This is a genomic window from Marivirga salinae (assembly GCF_030503855.1).
In the GTDB taxonomy this organism is placed as follows: domain Bacteria; phylum Bacteroidota; class Bacteroidia; order Cytophagales; family Cyclobacteriaceae; genus Marivirga; species Marivirga salinarum.
In genome coordinates this window covers 2,002,374-2,026,674 of record NZ_CP129971.1, presented here as the reverse complement: position 1 = coordinate 2,026,674, position 24,301 = coordinate 2,002,374, and the positions used below count along the sequence as shown (strand labels likewise).

Genomic DNA, 24,301 nt, shown 5'->3' with positions numbered 1-24,301 from the left:
CGTGGTCGCATTAAACTCAATTTTATGCGATTAGGTGCTTTATTTTTATTGCTATGGTTCTCCAATGAACTATGGGCACAAAACCATCAGGACAGTATTCCTGTGTTAGAAGAAGTGTCTGTGCAAGGCCATTTTGAAAAACAATTTTTGCATGGTAATACTATTATTTTGCCCAAAGCCAAAACACTGAATTTCTACGATGGCGCTAATATTAGCGAAATTTTAAAGCAGAACAGCAGTATTTATTTCAAGGAATACGGAAATGGAATGCTCACAACCATAGCCTTCCGCGGCACCAATGCCAGCCAAACCGCAGTGCTTTGGGACAATTTCAACATCAATAGTTTCACACTAGGCCAAACTGATTTTTCTTTAATACCCTCTCAAGCCATTTCTGAAATATCCATCATTCCGGGAAGTGGCAGCAGCATGGGAGGAAGTGGTGCATTTGGTGGTGCTGTTTTATTGGAAAATCCACTTTCATTCAAAAAAGGAAATAGATTATCTATCGGGCAGCAAATCGGTAGTTTTGGATTGTTAAATAGTAATGTAAATGCAAATGGCAGTAACGGCAAATGGGCTTATGACACTAAGTTATATTGGGGAAAAGCCAAAAATGATTTTGAAATTTTACAAACTGGTGAAAAACAGGATAATGCAAGATTTAAAAGATGGGGGATAAACCAAAGCATCGGCTATAAAATCAGAAATACTGAAAAAATAAAATTAGCGATTTGGTATAATGACAACTTCAGGGAAATTCAACCTCCAATAGGATCTACCAGAGATGTAAACGAGCAAACAGATCAAAACCTAAGGACACATCTTAACTTTGAAAAAATGGGAGAAAAAAGCAGTCTAACTATTGGGACTGGCTACTTCATGGATGAAATGGATTATCGATTGAACCAGGCTATTTCTTATTATAAAGTAGATAGATGGGAAAGCTTCGCTGACTATAAATATCAAATCTCCATTAAACATCAGCTAAAATTATCAGCTCGATACAATTATATTGATGCGAAAAATCAAAATTACGCAGGCGGTGGTGCCACTGAACAACGCTATAGTTTAGGTGCTTTATTTAAAGGAGAAATATGGAGGAACTTTGATTATGCCGTGCATTTGAGACAACAATTGGTACCAGAAGTTAATATTCCAATTTCTCCGTATGCGGGGATTTCACATCAACTATTCAGAACTGAAAATCATCAACTCGATCTTAAATTAAATACTTCTTACAACTACAGACTTCCTACTTTAAATGATCGGTTCTGGAACGAAGCCGGAAATCCGGAACTGAATTCAGAAACAGCATGGAATAAAGAAGCGTCTATTCATTCAAATCATAATTGGGATAAAACCAAAGTAGACTTTTCGGTGACCGCTTATCATAATGAGGTGGATAATTGGATTCAGTGGATACCAGATGAAAACAATCAATGGCGACCTAGAAACATAAAAAAAGTACTGGCAAAAGGGATTGAAACAACAGCAGGAATTCATTTCCCTATTTATAATGAATTATGGTTTGAGTTAGATTTGCAATATAGCTATACGCAATCCAGAGTTTTGGAAAGTGAAACGAACACTAATGAGGTTGGCAAACAATTAATCTATACGCCTTTACATAAAGCAAATGCATCTGCTTCCGTTTCTTGGATGAATTTTTCATTAGATATTTTCCAGCGATGGACTGGAAAAGTTTACACTACCAATAATAACTCAGATTTATTTTCCCTTCAGCCATTTTTATTATCCGATCTTGGATTGAACTGGCAATCAACTTCTTGGCAATTATCAGTCAAAGCAAAGAATTTATTTAACTCAGAATATTTCCTCTACTCAGGCTATGCAATGCCTGGTAGAAATTATCAACTCAGTATAACCCGAAAATTTAAATTTAATTAACATGACAAAGAATTATTCAATTTTAATCAACTTAATTGTTGCACTATTCATTTTCTCAGCTTGTGATGACACTGAGGATATAGAACTCAAAACAGCAGGAGTTTACGTATATCATGAAGGGGCATTTGGAAGCAATAATGCAACCATTGGTAATTATGATCCTGAATCTTATGATTATAATGCTTCACTTTACAGAGGTCAAAACAGCAGCTTTATTGGAGATGTTCAACAAAATATTTTAGTGGATAATAATAATGACAGAATCTACAGTGTATTGAACGGAAGTAATTCCATTGATATAATGACTTCAAACTTAAAATCAGAAGCAAAAATCAGTTTCCCTGAATTAGATAAACCAAGGGATATTGCTGTATTGGATGGCTTAGCCTTTATTGCAAATTGGGGCCCTTACAATGAAAATTTTGCGTTAACGAATAGTGAAATATTTGTTGTAGACTTAAGTACAAATGAATTAGTAGACCGTATTGAAACTCAGGAATATCCTGAACATCTTTTTATTAAAAACAACAAACTTATTGTAAGCCACGCATCCTTTGATGGAAGCATTAGCGAAATATCTATTATCAATCTTGATAACTTACAAATAGAAGAAACTCTTGAGGTTCCAAGCAGCCCAAAAGAAATAACAGAAGATGATAACGGCAATGTTTGGGTGGTTTGCACTAGCGGAAACTTGATACAATTAAGTGCATCTTTAACAGGCATTGCAAATCAAATTGAACTGGATAATTCAGTATTAGGTGATATTGACTCACATGAAGGTGCTATCTATTTTTACTCGGGTAGTGAAATTTCATTTTTAAATATTTCAGATAATAGTATTAGCTCAACAGGAATTGAGGTTGAAATGCAAACTCCTTATGCTTTCGCTGTTGATCCAGTTTCAGGAGATTTTTACTTAGGTGACGCCCTAGATTTTTCGAGTGAAGGCCTAGTGATTCGCTATGATGCAGAAGGAGAACTACTGGATACATTTGAGTCTGGAATTGCCCCTACTCAATTTTCTTTTAACATCGAAAGAGATAGATGATTGTAACTAAAGGAAATAAGGCAGATAACGCCATTACAAAAGTAACCAAGGCAGTTTTTCCAAATACGACTAATCATTATGATACGCTATTTGGAGGAACTGCCCTTCAATGGATGGACGAGGTGGCTTTTATTACGGCCACCCGTTATTCAAGACAGAAAATGGTGACGGTTAGCAGTGATAAAATTGACTTCAATAAAGCAATTCCTGCTGGAACCATAGTGGAATTAGTTGGTCAAATAGAAAAAGTAGGTAATACCAGTTTAGAGGTTAGAGTGGATGTTTTTACAGAAGAAATGTATTCCAACCACAGAGAAAAATCCATTTCAGGCTGTTTTACTATGGTAGCTATAGATGAAAATAAGAAACCAATTTTAATTACATGAGTGCAAAAAATTTAAAAATAGAGAACGATGATTTTTATATGGAAAATGGCTTTTTCGTTTTCACTGAAAAATATCATTTAAAAAGAGGTTATTGCTGTGGAAATAAATGCAGACATTGCCCCTTCCAGTATAAAAATGTGAAAGCAAAAAAATAACACAAAGTTTCATTTTATTTTTTACTTTCGTGATAAGCTAACTGAAAGAAAAATTGAAAGAAAAATTGCAAAAATGTCTTAATTGCGGTGAGCAATTAGAAACTGACCAAAACTTTTGTTCTAATTGCGGGCAAGAAAATTCCGATAAAAAACTAGCTTTAGGTGCATTTTTGAAAGACTTCTTTTCTAATTATCTGAGTTTTGATACAATCTTATTCAAAACCTTAAACCCCTTCATTTTCAGGCCAGGAAAGCTTACCAAGGCTTTTAATGAAGGGAAAAGAAGGCGATACATCAACCCCATTAGGTTGTATTTAATTTTTTCCCTTTTCTATTTTTTTATGATTAGTCTTACCGTTCCTAAAGATTTGACTGACTCAGTTTTAAGATCTATTGTCAATCAAAAACCTATGATGGATTCTCTAAAAGTTGAAGAACTCGACAGTGCTAAAGTTCAACAACTGATTATAAAGGCAGAACAGAATAAAGTAGCGAAAAAGGAAGATTCAATTAATAAATGGGCTACCCTAAAATATTGGGCTGAAGATGAAACTTTGAGTGATGAGGAATTCGAAGCGAACCTAAATAAAGTAGGTGGAAATATCGAAGGTATTCCAGCAAAGTATAAAAGGTCATTTTTACTAAATTCTTCTATGTTTACTTATCAGGCCATTAGAAATCTGCCTTTGATGATGTTTTTCTTTCTCCCAATTTTTGCTTTTATACTTTATCTCTTATTTATGAAGAAAAGGTATTTTATGGAACATCTGATCCATGGATTGCACCTTCATGCATTTGCCTATTTTATTTATGGATTGGCCATTTTATTAATTAGTGTTTTCTCTAAAGCTGAAGGTTGGATAGTCTTTATAAGTTTTATTTGGGTGAGCCTCTATACACTTTTTTCAATAAAAAGACTTTATCAAAACAGTTGGGCAAAATCTGTTTTTAAATTTTTCATTTTAGGATTTTTCTATTTTATACTCTTACTATTTGGGTTTGCTTTTGAGCTCTATATTTCATTTTTAACGATATAATAAATGAGGAAGAAAATTGCTTTAAGCTGGAGTGGAGGTAAGGATGCATGTTTGGCATTGCATTATTTAACCCAATCAAATGAATATGAAATAGACCACTTGCATACAGTAATTGGAGAAGACACTAATAGAGTGGGCATGCACGGGATCAAAAAAGAATTGATTGAAGCTCAAGCAAGTTCTTTGAACCTCCCACTTAAGATCAGTTATTTACCATCTAGTAAAAGCAATAAATCATATGAGCAAGTCATGAGAGAATATGCTGATTATTGTAAGTCAAAAAATATTGGCAACATTGCTTTTGGTGATATTTTTCTTGAGGATTTGAAAAAATACAGAGAAGAAAAAATGGCCGAAGTAGATATAAAATGCTTGTTTCCTCTGTGGAAAAAAGATACAAAGAATGTGATCAATGAATTTTTAGATTTAGGCTTTCAAACTAAAATTTGTGCTGGTGATGCTTCTAAATTAAACAAGGAAATAATAGGTAAAACCATCACTCAAGATACCCTCATTCAATTACCGAAAGATGTTGACCCTTGCGGAGAAAATGGAGAATTCCACACATTTGTGTATGATGGCCCTCTGTTCAAGAATGCAGTCAAAATCAATTTAAAATCAATTCAATCGCACTTTTATGAATATCAGATTGAAGAAAATGAGGGAATAAAAAAGGTGAAAAGCGAATTTTATTTTGCTGAATTCGAATAATCCATACAGTATTAAAATTCTCTTTTCACCTCCATGATAAATAGATATCTATAATTTATTCCTTGATGATTTTTTTCACTATTCTACCACCATCCTCAAAGGTTAATAAAACTAAATACATTCCAGATTTCCACTCAGCTGTATTTATATTATCAGCTATGATTGCTGACTGTTTTCCTGATTCATAAACAGTATGACCGGAAATATTTAAAACTCTAAAACTTAATAAGTTAGAATTTTCACTCTGTTTAATTTTCAATATATCCTTTACCGGATTAGGGTAAATATTAACATCCTTTCCTAATTCTTGTCTATTGTTCAATACTGAAGCACCAAGATTTTCCGAAATAGTCTGCTCACCACAGAAATTAAAGCCCGTAAGTGTCACTGTATATTCTTTTAATTCATTATAAATGTGAACAGGGTTTTCTTCATTTGAAAAATCACTACCATCACCAAAATCCCATACAACACTATCCGCATTAATAGATTTATTAGTGAAACTTACCGTTAAATCACCAGATCTATTAAAAGTAAAAGAAGGTTCAGGCAAACCAGAGGGTTGGCTTGAAGGATAACTATAAGCAATTTCACCAGTTGAAAGCTGAACTTTACATCTGAATTTAGAATTTACAATATCTTCAGTGATTGAGTTTATGGTTAATTCAGATGTGTTTATACCCGAAAAATTATCTCCTTCTTGTAAATCACTTGGGATATTTTCCGTGATTATTTGCCACTGAAAGTTATCCACTTCATATTGCGCATCAACACTTACATTTATTACTTTTTGGCCTGATCCGCATTCAGTAAAATTTGGATGTTCGGTAATGATATCCTTTATATTAGGCTGTAATAAAAATAGACCATTACTAATGTCGCTAACTGCAATTATTCCACTTTCAAAGAAAGGGTAATTACTCCATGACCCATTAAATCCGGTATTGTTTCCTTGAGGAAAAGTATCAAAAAAGGCTATTTCTCTCAAATTTCCATTTTCCACCTTTTTTGAATCCAAAATAACCAATCCATTCGTATAGTTAGATTGGAATACCATATCATCTTTTGTATAAAGATTATGGTCAATGGCTACCCTTTCAGAATAATATTGGGTCAGTAAAACAGGATTATCTAAATCTCTTACATCCCAAACTAATGTACGCGTTCTATAAACTGAATTTCCTTCATCCAATTCATCACCTGATATGAAATATTTATGGTCTTCTGTAAGCCAACCTTGATGAGAATAGGCAGACTGTGGATATCCTTCCTTCGCAATTAAAGAAGTATTGTTTTTATCATCAACATTAGCAATGGTAACAGTGTTTTCATTTGCATTAAAACATATCTCTTGACCTTGATAATCAGAATCAGGGCCATTATAAATCACACATTGTGCATCGTGAGTATAACCATCGGCATCGAAACAACCCGTAAAAACTGGGTTTTTAGGGTCTTGAATATTCACAATATGCAAGCCACCTTGTCCGCATTCATTTCCAGCTCCTCTAGCACCCACTATGTATGCAAAACCTGTTTCTTCATTTATGACTACATTATGTGCGCTAGACACACCATCGTAATGTGCGTCATTGTCAAAGGTCACTATTGAACTCCCTGCATCTCTTAACCGGGTTAAATCAAAAACCTGCATACCATGTCCTGAATTATTATCTGCTACTATAAATGCATGATTATCATAAACTTTTATATCTCGCCAAGAACTAGAGTTTCCAGTGTGGCTAGGAAGCCTTCCAATTACAACAGGTGAAGAAGGATTACTAATATCAACAAATACAGTCCCATTGTCTTGTCCAATTATCACATATTCCGTATTGGTTTCCGGGTCAGTCCATCCCCAAATATCATTAGACCCAACACCAGAGGTACCAGAGAGCGCTGAATTGTTTAAGTTAGCATAAAAATCTACTTGATTACATGGATATCCATCTACCTCGCCATTTTCGCAAGGTGTCTGAGCAATTAAATTCACTGATATTAAAACAGCAAATAAGGTAAATATTTTTGTCATGATAGTTTATTAAAATAGTTCTGTAATAAAATTCTAGCCGCTTGAACGGAGTGCTTATCTCCTTTTCTCACAGCATCTTCAAATTTCAGCAAATTCTCTTTAATTTCTGGACTTTTGTAGAAGTTTCTCTTCAAAAAATGATGAATGGTTTGATGCATCCAATGGACGGATTGTTCCTTTCGGTTTTGATCGAAAAAACCAGACTCTTTTTGTTGAGATTGAAACTCCTTTAATAGTTGCCAAATATCTGACAATCCATTATCCTCTAAAGCAGAACATATTTTAACTTCAGGTATCCATCCATTTTCATTTGCAGGAAATAGATGTAATGCATTTTGATATTCTTTTTTTGCTCTTTTAGCTGATTCTATATTACTTCCATCTGCCTTATTGATAGCAATGGTATCAGCCATTTCCATTATACCTTTTTTAATTCCTTGCAGTTCATCACCAGCACCTGCCAACATCAATAAAAGGAAAAAATCCACCATATTTTTTACAGCTGTTTCTGATTGCCCCACTCCTACTGTTTCAACAAAAATCACTTCAAAACCAGCAGCTTCACAAAGTAACATGCTTTCCCTTGTTTTTTGTGCTACACCTCCTAAGGCATCACCAGATGGAGATGGGCGGATAAAAGCATTCTTAGATTGACTAAGTTTTTCCATCCGAGTTTTATCCCCCAAAATGCTACCTCCAGTTTTTTGGCTTGAGGGATCAATTGTTAAAACTGCCAATTTTTTTCCTTCAGCAAGAATATGAGAGCCGAATGACTCAATAAAAGTGCTTTTTCCTACACCTGGAACACCTGTAATTCCCACCCTAAATGAATTACCAGTATATTGGTATAACTCATCTATTAATTGAGCTGCTAGCTCATTATCCTCATCCAAAGTACTCTCTACCAAAGTGATAGCCCTACTAAGTGCAACTCTATCTCCTGATAGCACACCAGATTTATATTCTTCAATTGATAATCTATTCTTCTTTTTCAAGCTGATCTTCCATTTAAAGTCAAAAGTTAAGGTGGTAAATCATTAAAATGCAATTTTTTATACATATAATTGTTATATTCAATAAATTAAATTAATTTTACTATTCAATTAAAAAAATGTATTATTTTAATAAAGGATGAAAGGAAGTATCTTCAAGAACATATGGATTGATTCAATATTGGCAACAGCCTTTATATTCGTTGTGATTTTTGGACTTTTCTCTTTAATAAATGTTTTTGATGCTATAGATCCTGTTGGTGAAGCGTTAGAAGATGTAGAATTTAATGATATAGTTTACTCTACTTTAAGAGAAGACCCACCTGCAGACGATAATATTGTTTTAGTCAATATTGGTAGGTTGCCAAGACGTTTAATTGCAGAACAAGTTAGGATCATTAATAAATACAATCCAAAAGTAATAGGAATGGACACATTCTTTCCTTACCCTAAAGGTGAGGCTCAAGACACTGCCTTGGTTAATGCTTTTAAAGAAGTGGACAACTTAGTAATGGCTACTAAATTGGAAAGATGGGATGATAAAGTGGTTGATTCATTGAAGCTATCAGCTGAGAAATTCAGAGTACATGCTGAAGATTTTGGTTTTGCCAATTTAATAGTGGGTGAAGGGGTGGAACAGGAAGACGTGAAAACGTGCCGATCTTTTATTCCAAAAGAGCCCTACTTAAACAAAGACAGTTTGCATTATGCATTTGCAGTAAAATTAGCAGAATACAAAGCTCCTGAAAAAGTAAAAAGATTTATCGAACGCGATAATGATGTTGAGTATATTAATTACAAAGGAAATGCAATGGGAAGTGAAACTAACTTCGCTCCTACTTTCTTTGCCTTGGATGTGCCAGATGTATTAAATGAAAATTTTGTCCCTGAATTAATTGAAGACAAAATAGTGATTTTCGGGATGCTAGGTGAATATTTCGGTGACCCTTATAATGTTGAAGATAAATATTACACACCTTTAAATAAAAAATATGCAGGTAGAGGAGCTCCTGATATGTACGGGGCTGTAATTCACGCTAATATCATATCCATGATAATGGATGAAGATTATGTTTATAAATTAGAAGAGCATTATCAAATTATAATAGCCGTATTATTATGCTATCTTAATGTAGTAGCTTTTATGTGGGTATATTATGCATTGAAGAATTGGTATGACGGAATAACAAAAATAGTTCAGTTAATAGAGTTATTACTTATATTAGGAGCTATTATATACAGCTACCATTTATACAATATTAATTTAGAATTAACACTCGCAATGGGTGTTGTGGCGGTAGTGGGTGACTCCTTAGAAGTTTATAATGGAGTAGTGAAAAATATGTTTACCAAAGAAGGTAGAAAAGAATTATTTAGTGTTAATAAAAGAGTAAAGGACAAAGTAGAAATCAATTAAACCGAGAATTATGAAATCTTTAATTAAAATTTTAGTCGTGGTATTATGGCTAGGTAATTACGCTGCTAATGCCCAAAGTTACGTATTTAAGGTACTGGCAAACAAAGGCGATAATTCTGTAAAAATTGAAGGAGCAGATTGGAGCCCTTTAAAAACAGGACAGTCTTTAAATTCAGGCGATGAATTAAAACTATCAGATGAGGCTTATTTAGGCTTAATGCACAGTTCTGGTAAAACCTTAGAAGTTAAAACCCCTGGTTCTCATACTGTTTCAGGCTTAGCTGCTAATTTAAAAAGCAAAAATACTAGTGTTGCCAGCAAATATGCTGATTTTGTAATGAACAAAATGAGTGATGAAGAAGGTAGTGGTGATTACAGAAAAAGTATTGGTGCTACAGGTGCGGTTGATCGTGCTTTAGCTAGCGGTGCTTCCATTAAGATTATGGCACTAAGTTCAAGTGAAATCATTAATGATGAAGTCATCTTAAGATGGAATAAGCCTAAGCAGGAAGGTGAAATCGAAGAATTAAAATATGAACTTACTTTTAGTAATCTATTCGATGAAACTATCAAAACAGAAACAGTTGACAAAACTTCTTACATGTTAAATAGAACTGAAGAAGCATTCAAAGATCAATCTTTTATTAAAGTAAAAGTTCAGGTTAAAGGAAAGGATCTAAAATCTGATGATTATGCGATCACCATCAAACCTGAGGATGAAACTGCTGAGATTAAAGCTACTTTAAAAGAATTAAAAAGTGAGATCGAAGGTGAGTCAGCAATGGATAAATTAATTATGGCTGCTTTCTATGAAGATAACGACTTACTTTTAGATGCTTTGACAGCTTATGAACAAGCCATTCAGAAAGCACCGGATGTTCCGGTTTTTGAAAAAGCTTATGAAGATTTCTTGATCAGAAATGGATTTACAAATTAAATAGAGCCTATTAGGCATTTAATAGTGAATCTGTTAAATCTATTTGATAATCAGTCCCAATAGATATCTGGACTGATTATCAATTGGTAGATTAAAGCAATTTAAGAATTAAAACCAAACCTAAACTAAAAAAGGAAGCCTGAAAAGTGCTTCCTTTTTTTATGCCAATAGTTCCATATCCCGAATCAGGATCTTCCTTCTATCAAAATTGATAATATTTTTTTCTCGTAATTCATTCAAGATAGTAGTAACGGTTTGTCTTGAAGTTCCTGTTAAGGCTGCAATATCTTTATGAGTAAAATGACTAGGAATCATAGTTTCAAAACCTATTTTCTTTCCCCTCTCATTTGCTTCATCTTTCAGAAATTCTATAATTCTTGTCCTTGCATCTTTAAAAACCAATGATTCTAATCTTCTCTCTGTTTTCCGAAGGCGTAGACCTATTAATTTCATCATTTTAAAACTCAAAGGCTGATTATTTGCCATCAAGTTTTGCATATCTTTTAAAGTCATAGGACAAATGATGGTTCCGCTATCCATTGCTTGTGCAAAATCTTGTCTTGTATCCTCACCAGCTAAAGCCAATTCACCAAAAATTTCTCCTTTACTTAAAATCGCTTTAACTGATTCTTTACCATCTTCAAGATATGAGCCGATTTTTATTCTACCTTCGGCTATCATATAAATATAATTTGAGACATCCTCTGGGAAATACACAAACTCTTCCTTCTTAAATTTAGTCATGGGATGATCATCTTCTATTCCTTCAATTTTATGAGGACAAAGAATATTGAACAAATCAACATTTTCAAAATACCATAATTTGGTAGAGTCTGCCATTTGAATAGGGTTTATAAAATGTGATATTTACTATTGATTATAACGTTATACTTTACGGAACTAAACAAAAGTTTGTTCATATTCATTACTTTTGCAACAGAGTGAAATTAATAATTACTAAATCATTAAAGTAAAATTCCAATTAACACAATATGTATTTATATATTAAATCTTTGCATATCATTTTTGTAGTCACATGGTTTGCAGGATTATTCTATATTGTAAGGCTGTTTATTTATCAAACAGAAGCTCTTCAAAAATCTGAACCTGAAAGATCAATTCTGCATAATCAGTTAAGTAAGATGTCCAAACTTTTATGGAATGTTATCACGTGGCCATCTGCCATCATAACTTTGGTCTTGGCAACCACTTTACTTTTACTACGACCTAATTGGTTACAGCAACCTTTTATGCACATCAAATTAACCTTTGTGTTTTTCCTTTACTTATACCATTTCTCTTGTCATTATATTTACAAAAAACTGCAAAAAGGGGAAATCAAATACAGTTCTACGCAGTTAAGAATTTGGAATGAAGTAGCAACTCTTTTCCTGGTTGCCGTAGTATTCTTAATAGTTCTTAAAAATGAAATCAACTGGATATGGGGAACAGTTGGTTTTATAGGATTTGGAGTCCTTTTAATGGTTGCCATTAAAATCTATAAAGCCCTGAGAGAGAATTAGTAATTAATAATTTGTAATTAATCAAAATGAATAAATTTAAATCAATTATTCTATTCACATTTATAAGCTTAACATTAGTTGCTTGCGGATTAGAGAACCAAAAGAATAAAAAGGCGGAATTTCCTGTATTGGGAAGAAAGCAATATGTTGAAAAGGAAGTAGATGGGAAAATTGTAACGGATACTGTGGATCACACAATTCCTGACTACAAATTAGTGAATCAAGACAGCAATTGGGTTACTCCTGAAACATTTGAAGGAAAGGTATATGTAGCTGATTTCTTTTTCACTTCTTGCCCTACCATTTGCCCCACTATGAAAAAAGAAATGCTGAGGGTATATGAAGCTTATAAAGAGAATGATAAAGTTGCCATTATCTCTCACACCATTGATCCTGAATACGACACCGTTGCTTTATTGAAAGATTTTGCCGAAAAACTGGATGTAAAAGCACCAAAATGGCACTTTCTTACAGGAGAAAAAGAAGCTATTTACGAATTAGGTCAAAAAGGCTATATGGTAACTGCCATGGAAGATGAAAACGAAGTAGGTGGTTATCTTCATAGTGGTGCTTTTGTATTAGTGGATAAAGAAAGAAAGATTAGAGGGGTTTATGATGGAACACGATCTGAAGAAGTCGATAAATTAATCACTGACATCGAATTACTTTTGGCTACTTATGAAGAGTAAATCAGGATTTTTCTCCATTGTAATATTTATCCTTGTACTAGTTTCATGTGGTAGATACGAGGAATTTAAAAACTCCGCTACTAAAAATTATTCTGATGCTAAAATGCAGAAGTATGCCAAGTATATGATACAGGGCAAGCAACTTTATACTACCCATTGTAGCAATTGCCACCAAGAAAATGGCGATGGCTTAGGTAAGCTTTTCCCACCATTAGCAAAGTCAGATTATATGTTAGCTGATATTCCTAGAAGCATTTGTGCTATAAAAAATGGCTTAAAAGGAGAGATTAAGGTTAATGGCAAAACGTATAATCAGGCAATGCCAGCTTTAGACAGATTAACTAACCTGGAAATCGCGGAAATCTCAACCTATATCTTCAATAGCTGGGGAAATGAAAAAGGAATGATTGAATTAGAGACAGTTGAAGAGTCGCTTTCCAACTGCCATTAATTCTATTGATTCAAATATCTTTCTGCTTCAGAAATACTATTTTTCATTTGTTTACTTACTTTTTCAATAGAAGATTTTTGATCATTTAGATAGTCGATTTTTTCATCCTCCGACATATCCTTCATCTGTGGATCATAATTTCGCATCCAATTCATCATGGCATTATCTGATTCTTCAAGCGAGCTAATTAACTCTTCAATTGTTTGATTTCCTTCTGTTGAAATTGAATCTTTTTTTTCTCTCAATGATTTTTTCAATTTCATGATGTCATCCATTTTGGGCATCACTTCGTCATGAACTGCGATGGTTTCAGATTTCAGCTTTTCGACTTCCTTCTCCTTTGATTCACAACTTATAACAAGCACAGCAATTAGCACTAGGTTTAATTTAAGTAAAGTTTTCATAATATTAGCTTAAAGAATTTAATTCGGAAACGAGAATAAATGAAGGAGGTTTTATTAAGCGAAAATTATGGTATTGACTTATAAAAAATAGTTTTATTTTCTTCAGAACTGTATATAAAGCAGTTTGGAAACTTATATAAGTAACTACATACGGCTAAATTCTTCATAGCATAAAGCGCATGAAAAAAAGAAAGGGAAAGTAACGTAAAAAGGATTATGCCATCAGTGTAGAAAGCTAATATGAATGGTAAAATTGAAAAAAGGAAAAATGTAATGCTACATATTAAATAATATTTCTTTTTGCTTAAAACAAAATCATTGGCCTGAACATTAAAGCGAAAAAGGCTCCAACTCCATTTGAATTTTATAGATTTTGCACCGAAAAATTTAAAAGCTAATGAATGAATCAGTTCATGCAAAACAGGACTAACTAATAGCGAAAGTAACAATCCACCAGTTAAGCCCACAATCCAAAACCTAGATTCAATGCTTACTAAATCATCATTAAATAGGATATAAACACCTCCAATCAAACCGAGTAATAGATAAATCCAATAAATTTTAGTGATGGGGTTATTTCTACGAATGAAAGTACTAATAAACAATAACCATTCTGAGCTATCCATAATGGAAAGCACATTTTGAAATTGGCTTTTATTTTTTAAATATTCAGGGCTCATTTACACATAAATGTAAGTGAAAATCAAACTAATAAATTAAAAACCATATTAAGCTTTAATGAATTTTACATGTAAGTGGATACAAAAAAAGCAACCACCATTCAGTAGCTGCTTTTATATGTATTTAAAGAAATAAATATTTGAAATTACTTTTTAGCTTTCTCAGGCTTTCCGGCTTTCTCTTCCAAATCTTCACCGTTTATTTTTGCTCTGATTTTAGTTTCTAATTCTTCCATCAGTTCCGGATTATCCAAAATTAAAGATTTGACTGAATCCCTACCTTGCCCTAGTTTATTATCCATATAAGAGAACCAAGAACCGGCTTTCTTAATCACATCTAATTCTACACCTAAATCAATAATCTCCCCTACCTTAGAAATTCCTTCTCCATACATGATGTCAAATTCTACCACTTTGAATGGAGGAGCCATTTTATTTTTCACAACCTTAACCTTCACTCTATTTCCAGTGATGTTATCAGGCCCTTCTTTGATACTCCCTATTCTTCTGATATCCAATCGAACAGAAGCATAAAATTTTAATGCATTACCACCAGTTGTAGTTTCGGGATTACCGAACATTACTCCAATCTTTTCTCTTAGCTGGTTAATAAAGATACATGAACAGCCTGTTTTACTAATTGCCCCAGTTAATTTTCTCAATGCCTGAGACATCAATCTGGCTTGCAGCCCCATTTTACTATCTCCCATTTCGCCTTCCAATTCCCCTTTAGGAACCAAAGCTGCAACGGAATCTATCACAACTATATCCAAAGCACCTGAGCGAATTAAATGTTCCGCTATTTCTAAAGCTTGCTCTCCACTATCCGGCTGAGAAATCAACAAATTCTCAGTATCAATCCCTAATTTTTCAGCATACGCTTTATCAAAAGCATGCTCAGCATCAATAATGGCAGCCATTCCACCTGCTTTTTGAGCTTCAGCAATACAATGCATGGCTAAGGTGGTTTTACCTGAAGATTCAGGACCATAAACTTCTATCACTCTTCCTCTTGGAATACCTCCGATTCCTAATGCTATGTCTAAGCCTAAAGAACCAGTATGAATGGATGGAACATCCACAACTTTCTCATCACTCAACTTCATTACGGAACCTTTCCCGTAAGTTTTATCCAGTTTATCAATAGTTAGTTGTAATGCTTTTAATTTTTCGCTTTTTTCGCTCATCTTTAATATTTTGTATAGGGCTTATTTGTAAATTGCTGCATCGAATTTAGCAGGAAAAGAAACAATTGCCAAATGCTTTAGCCTCGCTTTATAACTAAATTTTATGCAATTCAAATATATTACTGTTTACTTCATTATTTTAGCCTTTTGTGTTAATCCTTTAATGGCTCAATTAGATAATACAGGGTTCGAAAAAAAAATTGAAAAGGATAGCACTTTGGATGATCCATTTAGTTTTTCTATGAGGATCTTGTCATTTAATAAAAATAATGAGTATTTCAATAGAATCGTAAAAGGCTATACTTTGTTCGGTACCAGATTTACCCCAAGCATTGGTTATCAATTACATGAACAAGTTAACATACAAGCTGGTATTTTTCTTCAAAAAGATTTCGGGAATAATAACCTCACTTACTCCATCCCCTATTTCAGTATTCTATATGATTGGAATAACAGTCAATTAATTTTTGGAAATTATAATGGATCTATCCATCACCGAATGCTGGAACCTCTTGAAGATTTTGAAAGATTATTGGTTGATACTCCCGAAAATGGGATCCAGTATTTATTCAATACCGAAAAAATATTTTTTGATGCGTGGATAAATTGGGAAAAAATGATCTACCAGGACTCTCCTTTTAAAGAAGAAGTCTCTGGTGGATTAGTAAGTCAATATGATCTAATTAAAAAGAATGGCAATAAAGCAACACTTCATTATCAGTTTAGAGGTTATCATCGTGCAGGGCAAATTGATGCATTGAGAGGACAACCATTAGTTACCAGATTTAATAATGCAGTTGGGGCTTCTTATCATAAAAAATACAATACAGGCTTTATTCAAGGCCATAAATGGGAGGGTTATTTTTTGCATTATATAGATAATAGTTTTGATTTCATGTTACCATATACTCAAGGTTATGGTTACTACATGAACGGAACTTTGGAAACAAAAATTGGGGATTTTATGCTGAGCTATTGGCATGGAGATCATTTTTATTCTTATAAAGGTGGTCGACTTTATCAATCCTATAGTACTGATCCAAATTCAAGATATTTTGAAGATGAGCGGCAACTATTAATTTTAAGAGTGATGAATGAATTTCATATTGGAGAATCTTCAACTTTATTATTAAGGTTTGAACCTTATTGGGATTTCAAAAATCAAGTGTTTGAATTCTCCCACGCTATTTATTTTAATATTTTTAAAACACTACCCATAAAAAATAAGTGAAGTCTGTATTCCGTAAAATAATACTCCTCGGTTTAATCATAGTCACTATCTTCATTGTATTGAAATGGGATTTAATCCGATATGGTTTACAACAAGCTAAAGGTCAGTTTTCTATCATGTATAATGCTGAACCACTGGATTCATATTTTGAAAACCCATCCTACCCCGACTCTTTAAAAGCAAAAATCAAACTAGTTGAAGCAGTCAAATCTTTTGCACATTCTGAATTAGGATTCTCTTCGGAAGATCAATATGAAAAAATGTTTGACCAAAAAGGAAAGGAATTGATGTGGGTGGTAACGGCAGCCTATCCTTACAAACTAGAAAGCTATCAATGGAAATTTCCAGTTTTAGGGAAAGTTAGTTATAAGGGATTTTTCATTAAAGAAGAAGCTTTAAAACTTGAACAAGAATTAAAAAAAGATGGTTTTGATGTGAGATTAAGAACCGCAAGTGCTTGGTCAACACTAGGTTGGTTGAATGACCCATTATTAAGCAATGTATTGCAATACAGCAATGGAAGATTAGCTGAATTGATTTTCCATGAGCTCACACACGATGAAATTTTTATAAAAGATAGTGTCGATTTCAATGAAAACTTAGCTTCCTTTTTCGGACAGGAATTCACCAAACTATTTTTTAAAAAACAGCATGAAAAATTTGAGGAAGATTATAAAGAATACTTAACGCATCTTGAAGATAGACAATCTTTAAATCAATTTGTTAGGAATTACATACCCAAATTCGATAGTCTTTATCAACAAATCGAAACCTTTAAAACTACAGAAAAAGAAAATCAGAAATATTATTTTATAGAAAGATTTAAGGAAGATTTAAAGAAACAAAAGTTTATCAATCCGAAATACACTAAGTTTCAAAAAAGTGAAATGGATGTGAATAATGCTTATTTATTATCATTTAAACGCTATTCTGGACATCAGCAGTTACTAAAAAATGAAATGGAAGAAGAGTTTAATGGAGATGTTTTGAAAATGTTAGATTTCTATCATAAGAACTTCGATTCTTTATAATAAATATATCCTAAAGTTTAATTCAATATTAAGAAATTGTTATTACCATTTTAATCGCTTAATTTATAAATATTTTTATCGAATTTAGCCCAAAACAAAATACAATAAACCATGGGAAACAAGCAAAGCCACAAGGTGCTTGTCGTTGATGATGAATCAGACATTTTAGAGTTATTGGAATATAACCTCACAAAAGAAGGCTATGAGGTAAAAACAGCTCAAGATGGAAAAACGGCAGTTGAAAAAGCTCAAAAGTTTCAACCACAATTGATTCTGCTTGACATCATGATGCCTAATCAAGATGGTGTAGAAACCTGCCGTCAGCTCAGAGAAAGTCCAGAATCGGCTAATGCATTCATTATATTCCTTACTGCCCGTTCTGAAGAATATTCTGAAGTTGCTGCATTTGAAAATGGCGCTGATGATTACATCACTAAACCAATAAAACCACGCGCTTTAATGAGTAGAATTAATGCTTATTTTAGGCGAGATATTAAGAAACAAAAGGATAGCAATAAAATCACAATTGGTGGTTTAATGATTGACAGAACTAGTTACACGGTCACGGTAGATGGTAAACAGGTTTCATTACCTAAAAAAGAATTTGAATTATTATATTTCCTTGCTCAAAACCCCAATAAAGTCTTTAACAGAGACGATTTATTGCAAAATATCTGGGGTTCAGACGTTTATGTATTAGCCAGAACGGTTGATGTCCATGTTCGTAAAGTAAGAGAAAAGGTCGGAGATGGTTATATCTCCACTGTAAAAGGAGTTGGTTATAAATTTGATATGGAATAGTAAAAACTATGCTTTTTAATTCCAGAGGAGTTTCAGTTTTATTAGCACTTTCAATTGCCATAGTTACGACTGCCTTTCTAAGTTTATTAGAAGGCGTTGGAACAACAGCATTGGTTCTCACCTTTATTTTATCTTCCTCTTCTTCCTACTTACTAATTAGCATCGTATTGGAATTCCTATTTTTCAAGGAAATCAACAAACTTTATGAAGTTTTTAATAAGCTTGGAGAAAAAGATTATTCATTCGTGAATGATATAGAAACTCAAAAATCTTCTAATCCATTAAGGAAAATCAATCAAGAAATTTTTAGTTATGCTGCCAATAAGCAACAAGAAATTGATGAGCTGAAAAGAATGGCTACCTACAGGCGTGAGTTTCTTGCTGATGTATCTCATGAATTGAAAACCCCTATTTTCGCTGCTCAAGGATTTGTTTATACGCTTTTGGATGGGGCTGTTGAAGACAAAAAAGTGAGAGGTAAATTTCTTAAAAAAGCTGCCAAAAGCTTGGATGGCCTGGAAATGTTGGTCAATGATTTATTAACGCTCTCCCATATTGAAGCTGGTGAAATCACCATGCATTTTGAAGAAATTGATTTATTGGGGTTGGTTGAAGATGTTTTTGACCAGTTTGAGGGGAAAACTGACAAAAAGAATATGGATCTTCAATTTGATAAGACATATGAAGGACCAATCAATGTAATTGCTGATTATCAACGTATTTATCAAGTAATTGTAAATTTGATCTCCAATGCCATCAAATATTCCGATGAAAATACCGAAATTGTGGTCGGTTTTGAAATAACAGATAAGGATGTTATCATAGCAATTCAAGACCATGGTGCTGGAATATCACCTGAACACATAAAGAGAATATTTGAAAGATTTTACCGAATCGATAAAAGTAGGTCTAAAGAAAGAGGTGGTACAGGTCTGGGCTTAGCAATTGTGAAGCATATTATAGAAGCACACGGTTCTTCTGTATCCGTTACAAGTACCGTGGGGAAAGGTTCTTTGTTTAGCTTTAAACTACCTGTGAAAAAAATACCAGAACCGTATGTACCTGTAGAGGATGAAGAGGCAGAGTAAATAATTTTAATTTTAGAATGTATTACAAATCACTAAAACCTCTGATTATAGAAGAGACAGAGGATTATATTTTTATTAATAAACCACCATTCGTTTCCACATTAGCTGATAGAAACGATCCAGTGACGATTTTATCTTTAGTAAAAAAATACAATGATGATTATCAAATCTGTCATAGATTAGATAAAGAAACATCAGGAGTATTATTAGTAGCGAAAAATCCTGAAGCCTATAGAAATGCATCTATGCAATTTGAACACCGGCAAGTAGAAAAAATTTACAATGCTATCGTAGATGGATTACATCAATTTAATGATGAAGAAGTGAATTTACCTTTGCATACCACCGCATCAGGATATGTCAAAATATCACATAGGCAAGGAAAAAATGCTAAGACTATTTTCAATACACTCAAAACTTTTAAAAAGCACACTTTAGTTGCTTGCAGACCTGAAACAGGAAGAATGCATCAAATTAGAGTCCATTTAGCCTCCTTAAATGCTTCTATTACAGGAGATGAAACCTATGGAGGTCAAGCATTGTATTTATCTTCCTTTAAAAAGAAGTATGTTAAAGGGAAAGAAAAAGAAGAACAACCTATTATTAAAAGATTTGCCCTTCATGCAGTCACTTTAAGTTTAACAGATTTAAAAGGGCAATTAATCTCAGTTGAAGCCCCCTATCCTAAAGACATAGAAGTGGCGCTAAAGCAATTGGAAAAAAATAGTTAAGTATGGAAATTGGTCAATCTTTGAGATTTACATTGAAAAAGAGCAAAAACAATATGTAAATCAATGCGATTTTTTCCGTAGGATGTTGTTTTTCAATTAATAAGCTTCTATCTTTGTGTCCCTTTTAGCGGATAGTTCGCCCGATCATAAATGTTTACTATCTGTAAAAAGCTAATTAATAAGGAGTTAAGAACTAACAAAAAGAAAAAATAGTGGATACGCTTAGTTACAAAACCATCTCGGCAAATAAAGCAACAGTTGAAAAAGACTGGGTTGTAGTAGATGCTGCAGGAAAAGTATTAGGTAGATTTGCCAGCGATGTAGCCAAAATTCTTCGTGGTAAAAACAAACCAAGTTTTACGCCTAATGTGGACTGCGGTGATAACGTGATCGTTATCAATGCAGACAAAATCCTTATGACTGGAAAGAAATGGGATAATAGAGTTTACCAGCACTACACAGGATATCCTGGTGGTCAGCGTGAAATCACCCCTCGTCAGTTGAAAGCGAAATCTTCTACTTTATTAGTAGAAAGAGCTATACGAGGCATGTTGCCGAAAAACAGATTGGGCAGAGACTTGTTCAGAAACCTTTATGTATATGAAGGAGCAGAGCACGGTCATGAAGCACAAAAACCTAAAGTTAAAGAAATCTAAAAAATCAATAGATGGAAATTATAAACACCATTGGTAGAAGAAAAACATCTGTTGCTAGATTGTATATGCAGTCAGGCAAAGGTGCTATTACCGTTAACACAAAGGATATAAAAGATTATTTCCCAACAGAAATTCTTCAAGCAATCGTTAACCAACCATTTGCTACAACAAAAACTGAAGGTTCTTTCGACCTGAAAGTTAATGTTGATGGTGGTGGAGTTGCAGGTCAAGCAGAAGCAGTACGTTTAGCAATTGCTCGTGCTCTTTGTGAACTTGATCCTGAACATAGACCAGCATTGAAAGCAGAAGGATTCCTTACTAGAGACCCTAGAATGGTTGAACGTAAGAAATACGGACGAAGAAAAGCGAGAAGAGCATTCCAGTTCTCGAAACGTTAATTTTTACAAACAATATAAATATAAACACTTATGGCTAAGCTTGAGTACAACGACTTACTTGAAGCTGGTGTCCATTTCGGACACTTAACAAGAAAGTGGGATCCAAAAATGGCTCCTTACATTTTCATGGAGCGTAATGGCATCCACATCATTGATTTAAATAAAACTTTAGCTGCTTTAGATGAAGCATGTCACGCAATTAAGCAACATGTTCGTTCTGGTAAAAAAGTTTTATTTGTTGCTACAAAAAAACAAGCACAGGATATCGTGATGGAAGAGGCAAAAAGATTAAACATGCCTTATGTAGTGGATAGATGGCAAGGTGGTATGATGACCAACTTTGCAACTATCAGAAAGTCATTGAAAAAATTGGCTAACATCGATAAGATGCAAAAAGAAGAATCATACCTTAATCTTGCAAAAAGAGAGCGTTTGATGATTCAAAGAGAGAAGGAAAAAATGGAGAGAGTTTTAGGTGGTATTGCCGACTTGAACAGAATCCCTTCTGCGCTATTTGTTATCGATATTAAAAGAGAGCACATCGCAATTAAAGAAGCTCAGAAATTAAATATCCCTGTTTTTGCAATGGTGGATACTAACTCTGATCCAACTCAAGTTGATTATCCAATTCCTGCTAATGATGATGCATGGAAATCAATCAGCTTAATCTTGAAATCTTTCGGTAAAGCTATTGAAGAAGGCTTAATGGAAAGAAAAGCAGAGAAAGATGATGCTAAAATGAAACAAGCTGAAGAAGAGAAAAAAGCAGTAGATGCTAAAGAGGAATCTAAAAAGGAAGAGCCTAAGAAAGAGGAAGCTTCTGAAAAGTCTGCTGAATAATTCTTCAAATGAACAATATTGAATAAATAAAAAAATTGAACATCAGACTTTGTCCGGTGTTCAATTTTTTATTTAACCCATTCCATAAAATAAAATTTAACATTAAAATCAATTAAGCATGGCTATTACAGCACAAGAAGTAAAAAAGCTTAGAGAAATAACAGGTGCCGGCATGATGGATTGCAAAAAGGCATTAACTGAAGCTGATGGTGATTTTGACAAAGCCATTGAGTTCTTAAGAAAAAAAGGACAGAAATTATCTGAAAAAAGAGCCGATAGAGAAACAACTGAAGGAAATGTTTTCATCAAAACTAATGATGATGAAACGCAAGCTTTCTTAATTTCTTTAACTTGTGAAACTGACTTCGTTTCAAAAAATGAAGATTTTCAAAAATTTGGTGAGGAAATCATCGGTAAAGTTGCTGCTGAAAAGCCAGCTGACATGGATGCTTTAAAAGCAATCCCTTATGAAGACATCACTATTGGTGAGAAAGTAATCGAAATGGTAGGTAAAATCGGTGAAAAAATCGAAATCAGTCATTACGAAACTTTATCTGGTGAAAAAGTAGTTTCTTATGTTCACGCTGGTGCTAAATTAGGCGTTTTGGTTGCATTGAAAAACACTGGTGGTGTTGATGTAAAAGATGCAGGTAGAGATGTTGCAATGCAAATTGCTGCTATGAACCCAGTTGCAGTTGATAAAGATGGTGTTGATTCTTCAGTAATCGAAAAAGAAATCGAAATAGGAAAAGAAACTGCTCGTCAGGAAGGCAAGCCAGAAGAAATGTTAGAAAAAATTGCTCAAGGTAAATTGAACAAATTCTTCAAAGAAAGTACTTTATTACCTCAAGCTTTCGTAAAAGATAACAAAACTTCTATTGCTCAATACTTAGATTCAGTTAATAAAGGAATGACTGTTACTGAATTCAAGAGAGTAGCGATTGGATAAAATACAAATTTCTAGAATCTAAATTTTAGAAAACATATAATGAGCCTTTGGATAGATTATTCAAAGGCTTTTTTTTATTTTCAAAGTCGAAAACATTCTCTATAATATAATGAAAAGGATACTTGTACTGTTCTTACTTTCAGGCCTATATTTTAACCATGCATCTAGCCAAGATTTATATCTAAATGGCACAATTGGACTTAATATGGGTGTTATTCAAAACCCAATAGAAATAAACCAACAACTTCTCTTTTACAAACCTGGTGGCGGTTTAAAATTAAATGCTGGCATTGAATACTGGACAGAAAATAATTTGATATGGAATGGGCAATTGGGAATTAATGCCAGTTTTTTCTCACGCTACTACATTTTAAATAATGGTGCGGAATATTTATCATCCTATTCATTTAACTGGAAATCAATTGAGGCTAGCTTATCAAAGTTTATTCTTACAGAAGACTCTCGAAATATAGATGGTTTTAGTATTGGAGGTGGAATGAGCTTAGCAATTCCAGGTACGGCAAAACTAACTGAGAATAATCAATATTTAGGAAGTGCCGAATACCAAGTTAATATTGGTTATCATATATTATTCAATGGTTATATTGAAATTCATGATTTAATACTTGTACCAGGAATGAGATTAAATATTCTGAATTTTCAAATGAAAAATTTTGAAGGCCCAGGATTCGCTCCTCCAGATGAACGATTTTTTAATCAAAATACTTTAGGAGCTTCGTTTATGATGACATTTGGAAAAAGAATAAATAAAGTTCAAGATTAGGTTTGGGCTCTCTTGAAAATTAAAATGAAACTCTAATTTTCATTATAGCAAATATAAAGTCCTTAATCTGAAATCTCATCATATCTAAAACCTCAGAAAGCTTTGATTTAGAGGGAGTATGAGATTTAAGATATTAAATATAGATTTATACCAAAATTATATTTCGCAGTTTCTACTTTTTCTTTTTGTTTGATCAAAAAGAAATCAGCCAAAGGCTGACCAGCTATTG

At 33.4% G+C, this 24,301-nt stretch carries 27 protein-coding genes; 21 read left to right on the top strand and 6 right to left on the bottom strand.

What is annotated here, in order from left to right; all coding sequences use genetic code 11:
• The first annotated feature begins 24 nt into the window (after window positions 1-24).
• The 6 genes from QYS49_RS08595 to QYS49_RS08570 are packed head-to-tail and all read left to right on the top strand — an operon-like array spanning window position 25 to window position 5,251.
• Window positions 25-1,911 (top strand): TonB-dependent receptor, encoded by a 1,887-nt coding sequence (locus QYS49_RS08595; protein ID WP_308351383.1) that lies wholly within the window; start codon window positions 25-27, stop codon window positions 1,909-1,911.
• 1 nt (window position 1,912) lies between these two features.
• Window positions 1,913-2,962 carry a DUF5074 domain-containing protein gene (locus QYS49_RS08590; RefSeq protein WP_308351382.1) on the top strand — a complete coding sequence of 350 codons (1,050 nt, stop codon included), beginning with the start codon at window positions 1,913-1,915 and terminating at the stop codon, window positions 2,960-2,962.
• Window positions 2,959-3,348 (top strand): acyl-CoA thioesterase, encoded by a 390-nt coding sequence (locus QYS49_RS08585; RefSeq protein WP_308351381.1) that lies wholly within the window; start codon window positions 2,959-2,961, stop codon window positions 3,346-3,348. The genes QYS49_RS08590 and QYS49_RS08585 overlap by 4 nt, the downstream gene beginning before the upstream one ends.
• Window positions 3,345-3,503: a C1orf53 family protein gene (locus QYS49_RS08580; RefSeq protein WP_308351380.1), complete on the top strand. Its 159-nt coding sequence runs from the start codon at window positions 3,345-3,347 to the stop codon at window positions 3,501-3,503. The genes QYS49_RS08585 and QYS49_RS08580 overlap by 4 nt, the downstream gene beginning before the upstream one ends.
• 53 nt (window positions 3,504-3,556) lie before the next feature.
• The gene (locus tag QYS49_RS08575) at window positions 3,557-4,540 is read left to right on the top strand and encodes a DUF3667 domain-containing protein (protein ID WP_308351379.1); all 984 of its coding nucleotides are present in this window, start codon (window positions 3,557-3,559) and stop codon (window positions 4,538-4,540) included.
• A 3-nt stretch (window positions 4,541-4,543) separates the two neighbouring features.
• On the top strand, window positions 4,544-5,251 hold the full coding sequence (locus QYS49_RS08570) for a Dph6-related ATP pyrophosphatase (RefSeq protein ID WP_308351378.1): 708 nt from the start codon (window positions 4,544-4,546) through the stop codon (window positions 5,249-5,251).
• Between the two features lie 55 nt (window positions 5,252-5,306).
• On the opposite strand, the gene QYS49_RS08565 is transcribed toward QYS49_RS08570, so the two are convergent.
• Both QYS49_RS08565 and meaB read right to left on the bottom strand, forming a co-directional pair.
• The gene (locus tag QYS49_RS08565) at window positions 5,307-7,283 is read right to left on the bottom strand and encodes a choice-of-anchor B family protein (protein WP_308351377.1); all 1,977 of its coding nucleotides are present in this window, start codon (window positions 7,281-7,283) and stop codon (window positions 5,307-5,309) included.
• Window positions 7,280-8,284: a methylmalonyl Co-A mutase-associated GTPase MeaB gene (meaB, locus tag QYS49_RS08560; RefSeq protein WP_308351573.1), complete on the bottom strand. Its 1,005-nt coding sequence runs from the start codon at window positions 8,282-8,284 to the stop codon at window positions 7,280-7,282. The genes QYS49_RS08565 and meaB overlap by 4 nt, the downstream gene beginning before the upstream one ends.
• Before the next feature lie 130 nt (window positions 8,285-8,414).
• Here meaB and QYS49_RS08555 point away from each other — a divergent pair, with 130 nt between their 5' ends.
• Window positions 8,415-9,692, top strand: coding sequence for a CHASE2 domain-containing protein (locus QYS49_RS08555; RefSeq protein WP_308351376.1), 1,278 nt, complete (start codon window positions 8,415-8,417; stop codon window positions 9,690-9,692).
• 10 nt (window positions 9,693-9,702) lie between these two features.
• Window positions 9,703-10,629, top strand: coding sequence for a hypothetical protein (locus tag QYS49_RS08550; RefSeq protein WP_308351375.1), 927 nt, complete (start codon window positions 9,703-9,705; stop codon window positions 10,627-10,629).
• 159 nt (window positions 10,630-10,788) lie between these two features.
• On the opposite strand, the gene QYS49_RS08545 is transcribed toward QYS49_RS08550, so the two are convergent.
• On the bottom strand, window positions 10,789-11,469 hold the full coding sequence (locus QYS49_RS08545) for a Crp/Fnr family transcriptional regulator (protein WP_308351374.1): 681 nt from the start codon (window positions 11,467-11,469) through the stop codon (window positions 10,789-10,791).
• Between the two features lie 152 nt (window positions 11,470-11,621).
• Here QYS49_RS08545 and QYS49_RS08540 point away from each other — a divergent pair, with 152 nt between their 5' ends.
• Genes QYS49_RS08540 through QYS49_RS08530 form a run of 3 tightly spaced genes read left to right on the top strand, consistent with a single transcriptional unit; the run spans window position 11,622 to window position 13,292 of the window.
• Window positions 11,622-12,152, top strand: a complete 531-nt coding sequence (locus tag QYS49_RS08540; protein ID WP_308351373.1) for a CopD family protein — start codon at window positions 11,622-11,624, stop codon at window positions 12,150-12,152.
• Window positions 12,153-12,178: 26 nt separating this feature from the next.
• Window positions 12,179-12,841 carry an SCO family protein gene (locus tag QYS49_RS08535; RefSeq protein WP_308351372.1) on the top strand — a complete coding sequence of 221 codons (663 nt, stop codon included), beginning with the start codon at window positions 12,179-12,181 and terminating at the stop codon, window positions 12,839-12,841.
• On the top strand, window positions 12,831-13,292 hold the full coding sequence (locus QYS49_RS08530) for a c-type cytochrome (protein ID WP_308351371.1): 462 nt from the start codon (window positions 12,831-12,833) through the stop codon (window positions 13,290-13,292). The genes QYS49_RS08535 and QYS49_RS08530 overlap by 11 nt, the downstream gene beginning before the upstream one ends.
• A 2-nt stretch (window positions 13,293-13,294) precedes the next feature.
• On the opposite strand, the gene QYS49_RS08525 is transcribed toward QYS49_RS08530, so the two are convergent.
• The 3 genes from QYS49_RS08525 to recA all read right to left on the bottom strand — a co-directional run bounded on the left by QYS49_RS08525 (window position 13,295) and on the right by recA (window position 15,563).
• Window positions 13,295-13,696, bottom strand: coding sequence for a hypothetical protein (locus QYS49_RS08525; RefSeq protein WP_308351370.1), 402 nt, complete (start codon window positions 13,694-13,696; stop codon window positions 13,295-13,297).
• A gap of 65 nt (window positions 13,697-13,761) precedes the next feature.
• The gene (locus tag QYS49_RS08520; protein ID WP_308351369.1) at window positions 13,762-14,322 is read right to left on the bottom strand and encodes a DUF3267 domain-containing protein; all 561 of its coding nucleotides are present in this window, start codon (window positions 14,320-14,322) and stop codon (window positions 13,762-13,764) included.
• Window positions 14,323-14,522: 200 nt separating this feature from the next.
• Window positions 14,523-15,563 (bottom strand): recombinase RecA, encoded by a 1,041-nt coding sequence (recA, locus tag QYS49_RS08515; protein WP_308351368.1) that lies wholly within the window; start codon window positions 15,561-15,563, stop codon window positions 14,523-14,525.
• A 103-nt stretch (window positions 15,564-15,666) separates the two neighbouring features.
• On the opposite strand from recA, the gene QYS49_RS08510 reads away from it, so the two are divergent.
• The 10 genes from QYS49_RS08510 (at window position 15,667) to QYS49_RS08465 (ending at window position 24,072) form a co-directional block, all read left to right on the top strand.
• Window positions 15,667-16,794: a lipid A deacylase gene (locus tag QYS49_RS08510; RefSeq protein ID WP_308351367.1), complete on the top strand. Its 1,128-nt coding sequence runs from the start codon at window positions 15,667-15,669 to the stop codon at window positions 16,792-16,794.
• The gene (locus tag QYS49_RS08505; protein ID WP_308351366.1) at window positions 16,791-17,825 is read left to right on the top strand and encodes an aminopeptidase; all 1,035 of its coding nucleotides are present in this window, start codon (window positions 16,791-16,793) and stop codon (window positions 17,823-17,825) included. The genes QYS49_RS08510 and QYS49_RS08505 overlap by 4 nt, the downstream gene beginning before the upstream one ends.
• Window positions 17,826-17,936: 111 nt before the next feature.
• Window positions 17,937-18,626, top strand: a complete 690-nt coding sequence (locus QYS49_RS08500) for a response regulator transcription factor (RefSeq protein WP_308351365.1) — start codon at window positions 17,937-17,939, stop codon at window positions 18,624-18,626.
• An 8-nt stretch (window positions 18,627-18,634) separates the two neighbouring features.
• Window positions 18,635-19,714 carry a sensor histidine kinase gene (locus QYS49_RS08495; protein WP_308351364.1) on the top strand — a complete coding sequence of 360 codons (1,080 nt, stop codon included), beginning with the start codon at window positions 18,635-18,637 and terminating at the stop codon, window positions 19,712-19,714.
• Window positions 19,715-19,731: 17 nt separating this feature from the next.
• Window positions 19,732-20,445 (top strand): RluA family pseudouridine synthase, encoded by a 714-nt coding sequence (locus tag QYS49_RS08490; protein ID WP_308351363.1) that lies wholly within the window; start codon window positions 19,732-19,734, stop codon window positions 20,443-20,445.
• Window positions 20,446-20,657: 212 nt separating this feature from the next.
• A complete protein-coding gene (rplM, locus tag QYS49_RS08485; RefSeq protein WP_308351362.1) occupies window positions 20,658-21,101 on the top strand; it encodes a 50S ribosomal protein L13 in 444 nt (147 codons plus the stop codon).
• Window positions 21,102-21,112: 11 nt separating this feature from the next.
• Window positions 21,113-21,499, top strand: coding sequence for a 30S ribosomal protein S9 (rpsI, locus tag QYS49_RS08480; RefSeq protein WP_308351361.1), 387 nt, complete (start codon window positions 21,113-21,115; stop codon window positions 21,497-21,499).
• A gap of 30 nt (window positions 21,500-21,529) precedes the next feature.
• Entirely contained in the window at window positions 21,530-22,339 is an 810-nt protein-coding gene (gene rpsB, locus QYS49_RS08475; RefSeq protein WP_308351360.1) for a 30S ribosomal protein S2, read from the top strand.
• Window positions 22,340-22,457: 118 nt separating this feature from the next.
• Window positions 22,458-23,288, top strand: a complete 831-nt coding sequence (gene tsf / locus QYS49_RS08470; protein ID WP_308351359.1) for a translation elongation factor Ts — start codon at window positions 22,458-22,460, stop codon at window positions 23,286-23,288.
• A gap of 109 nt (window positions 23,289-23,397) precedes the next feature.
• On the top strand, window positions 23,398-24,072 hold the full coding sequence (locus QYS49_RS08465; RefSeq protein ID WP_308351358.1) for a hypothetical protein: 675 nt from the start codon (window positions 23,398-23,400) through the stop codon (window positions 24,070-24,072).
• The last annotated feature ends 229 nt before the right edge of the window (window positions 24,073-24,301 follow it).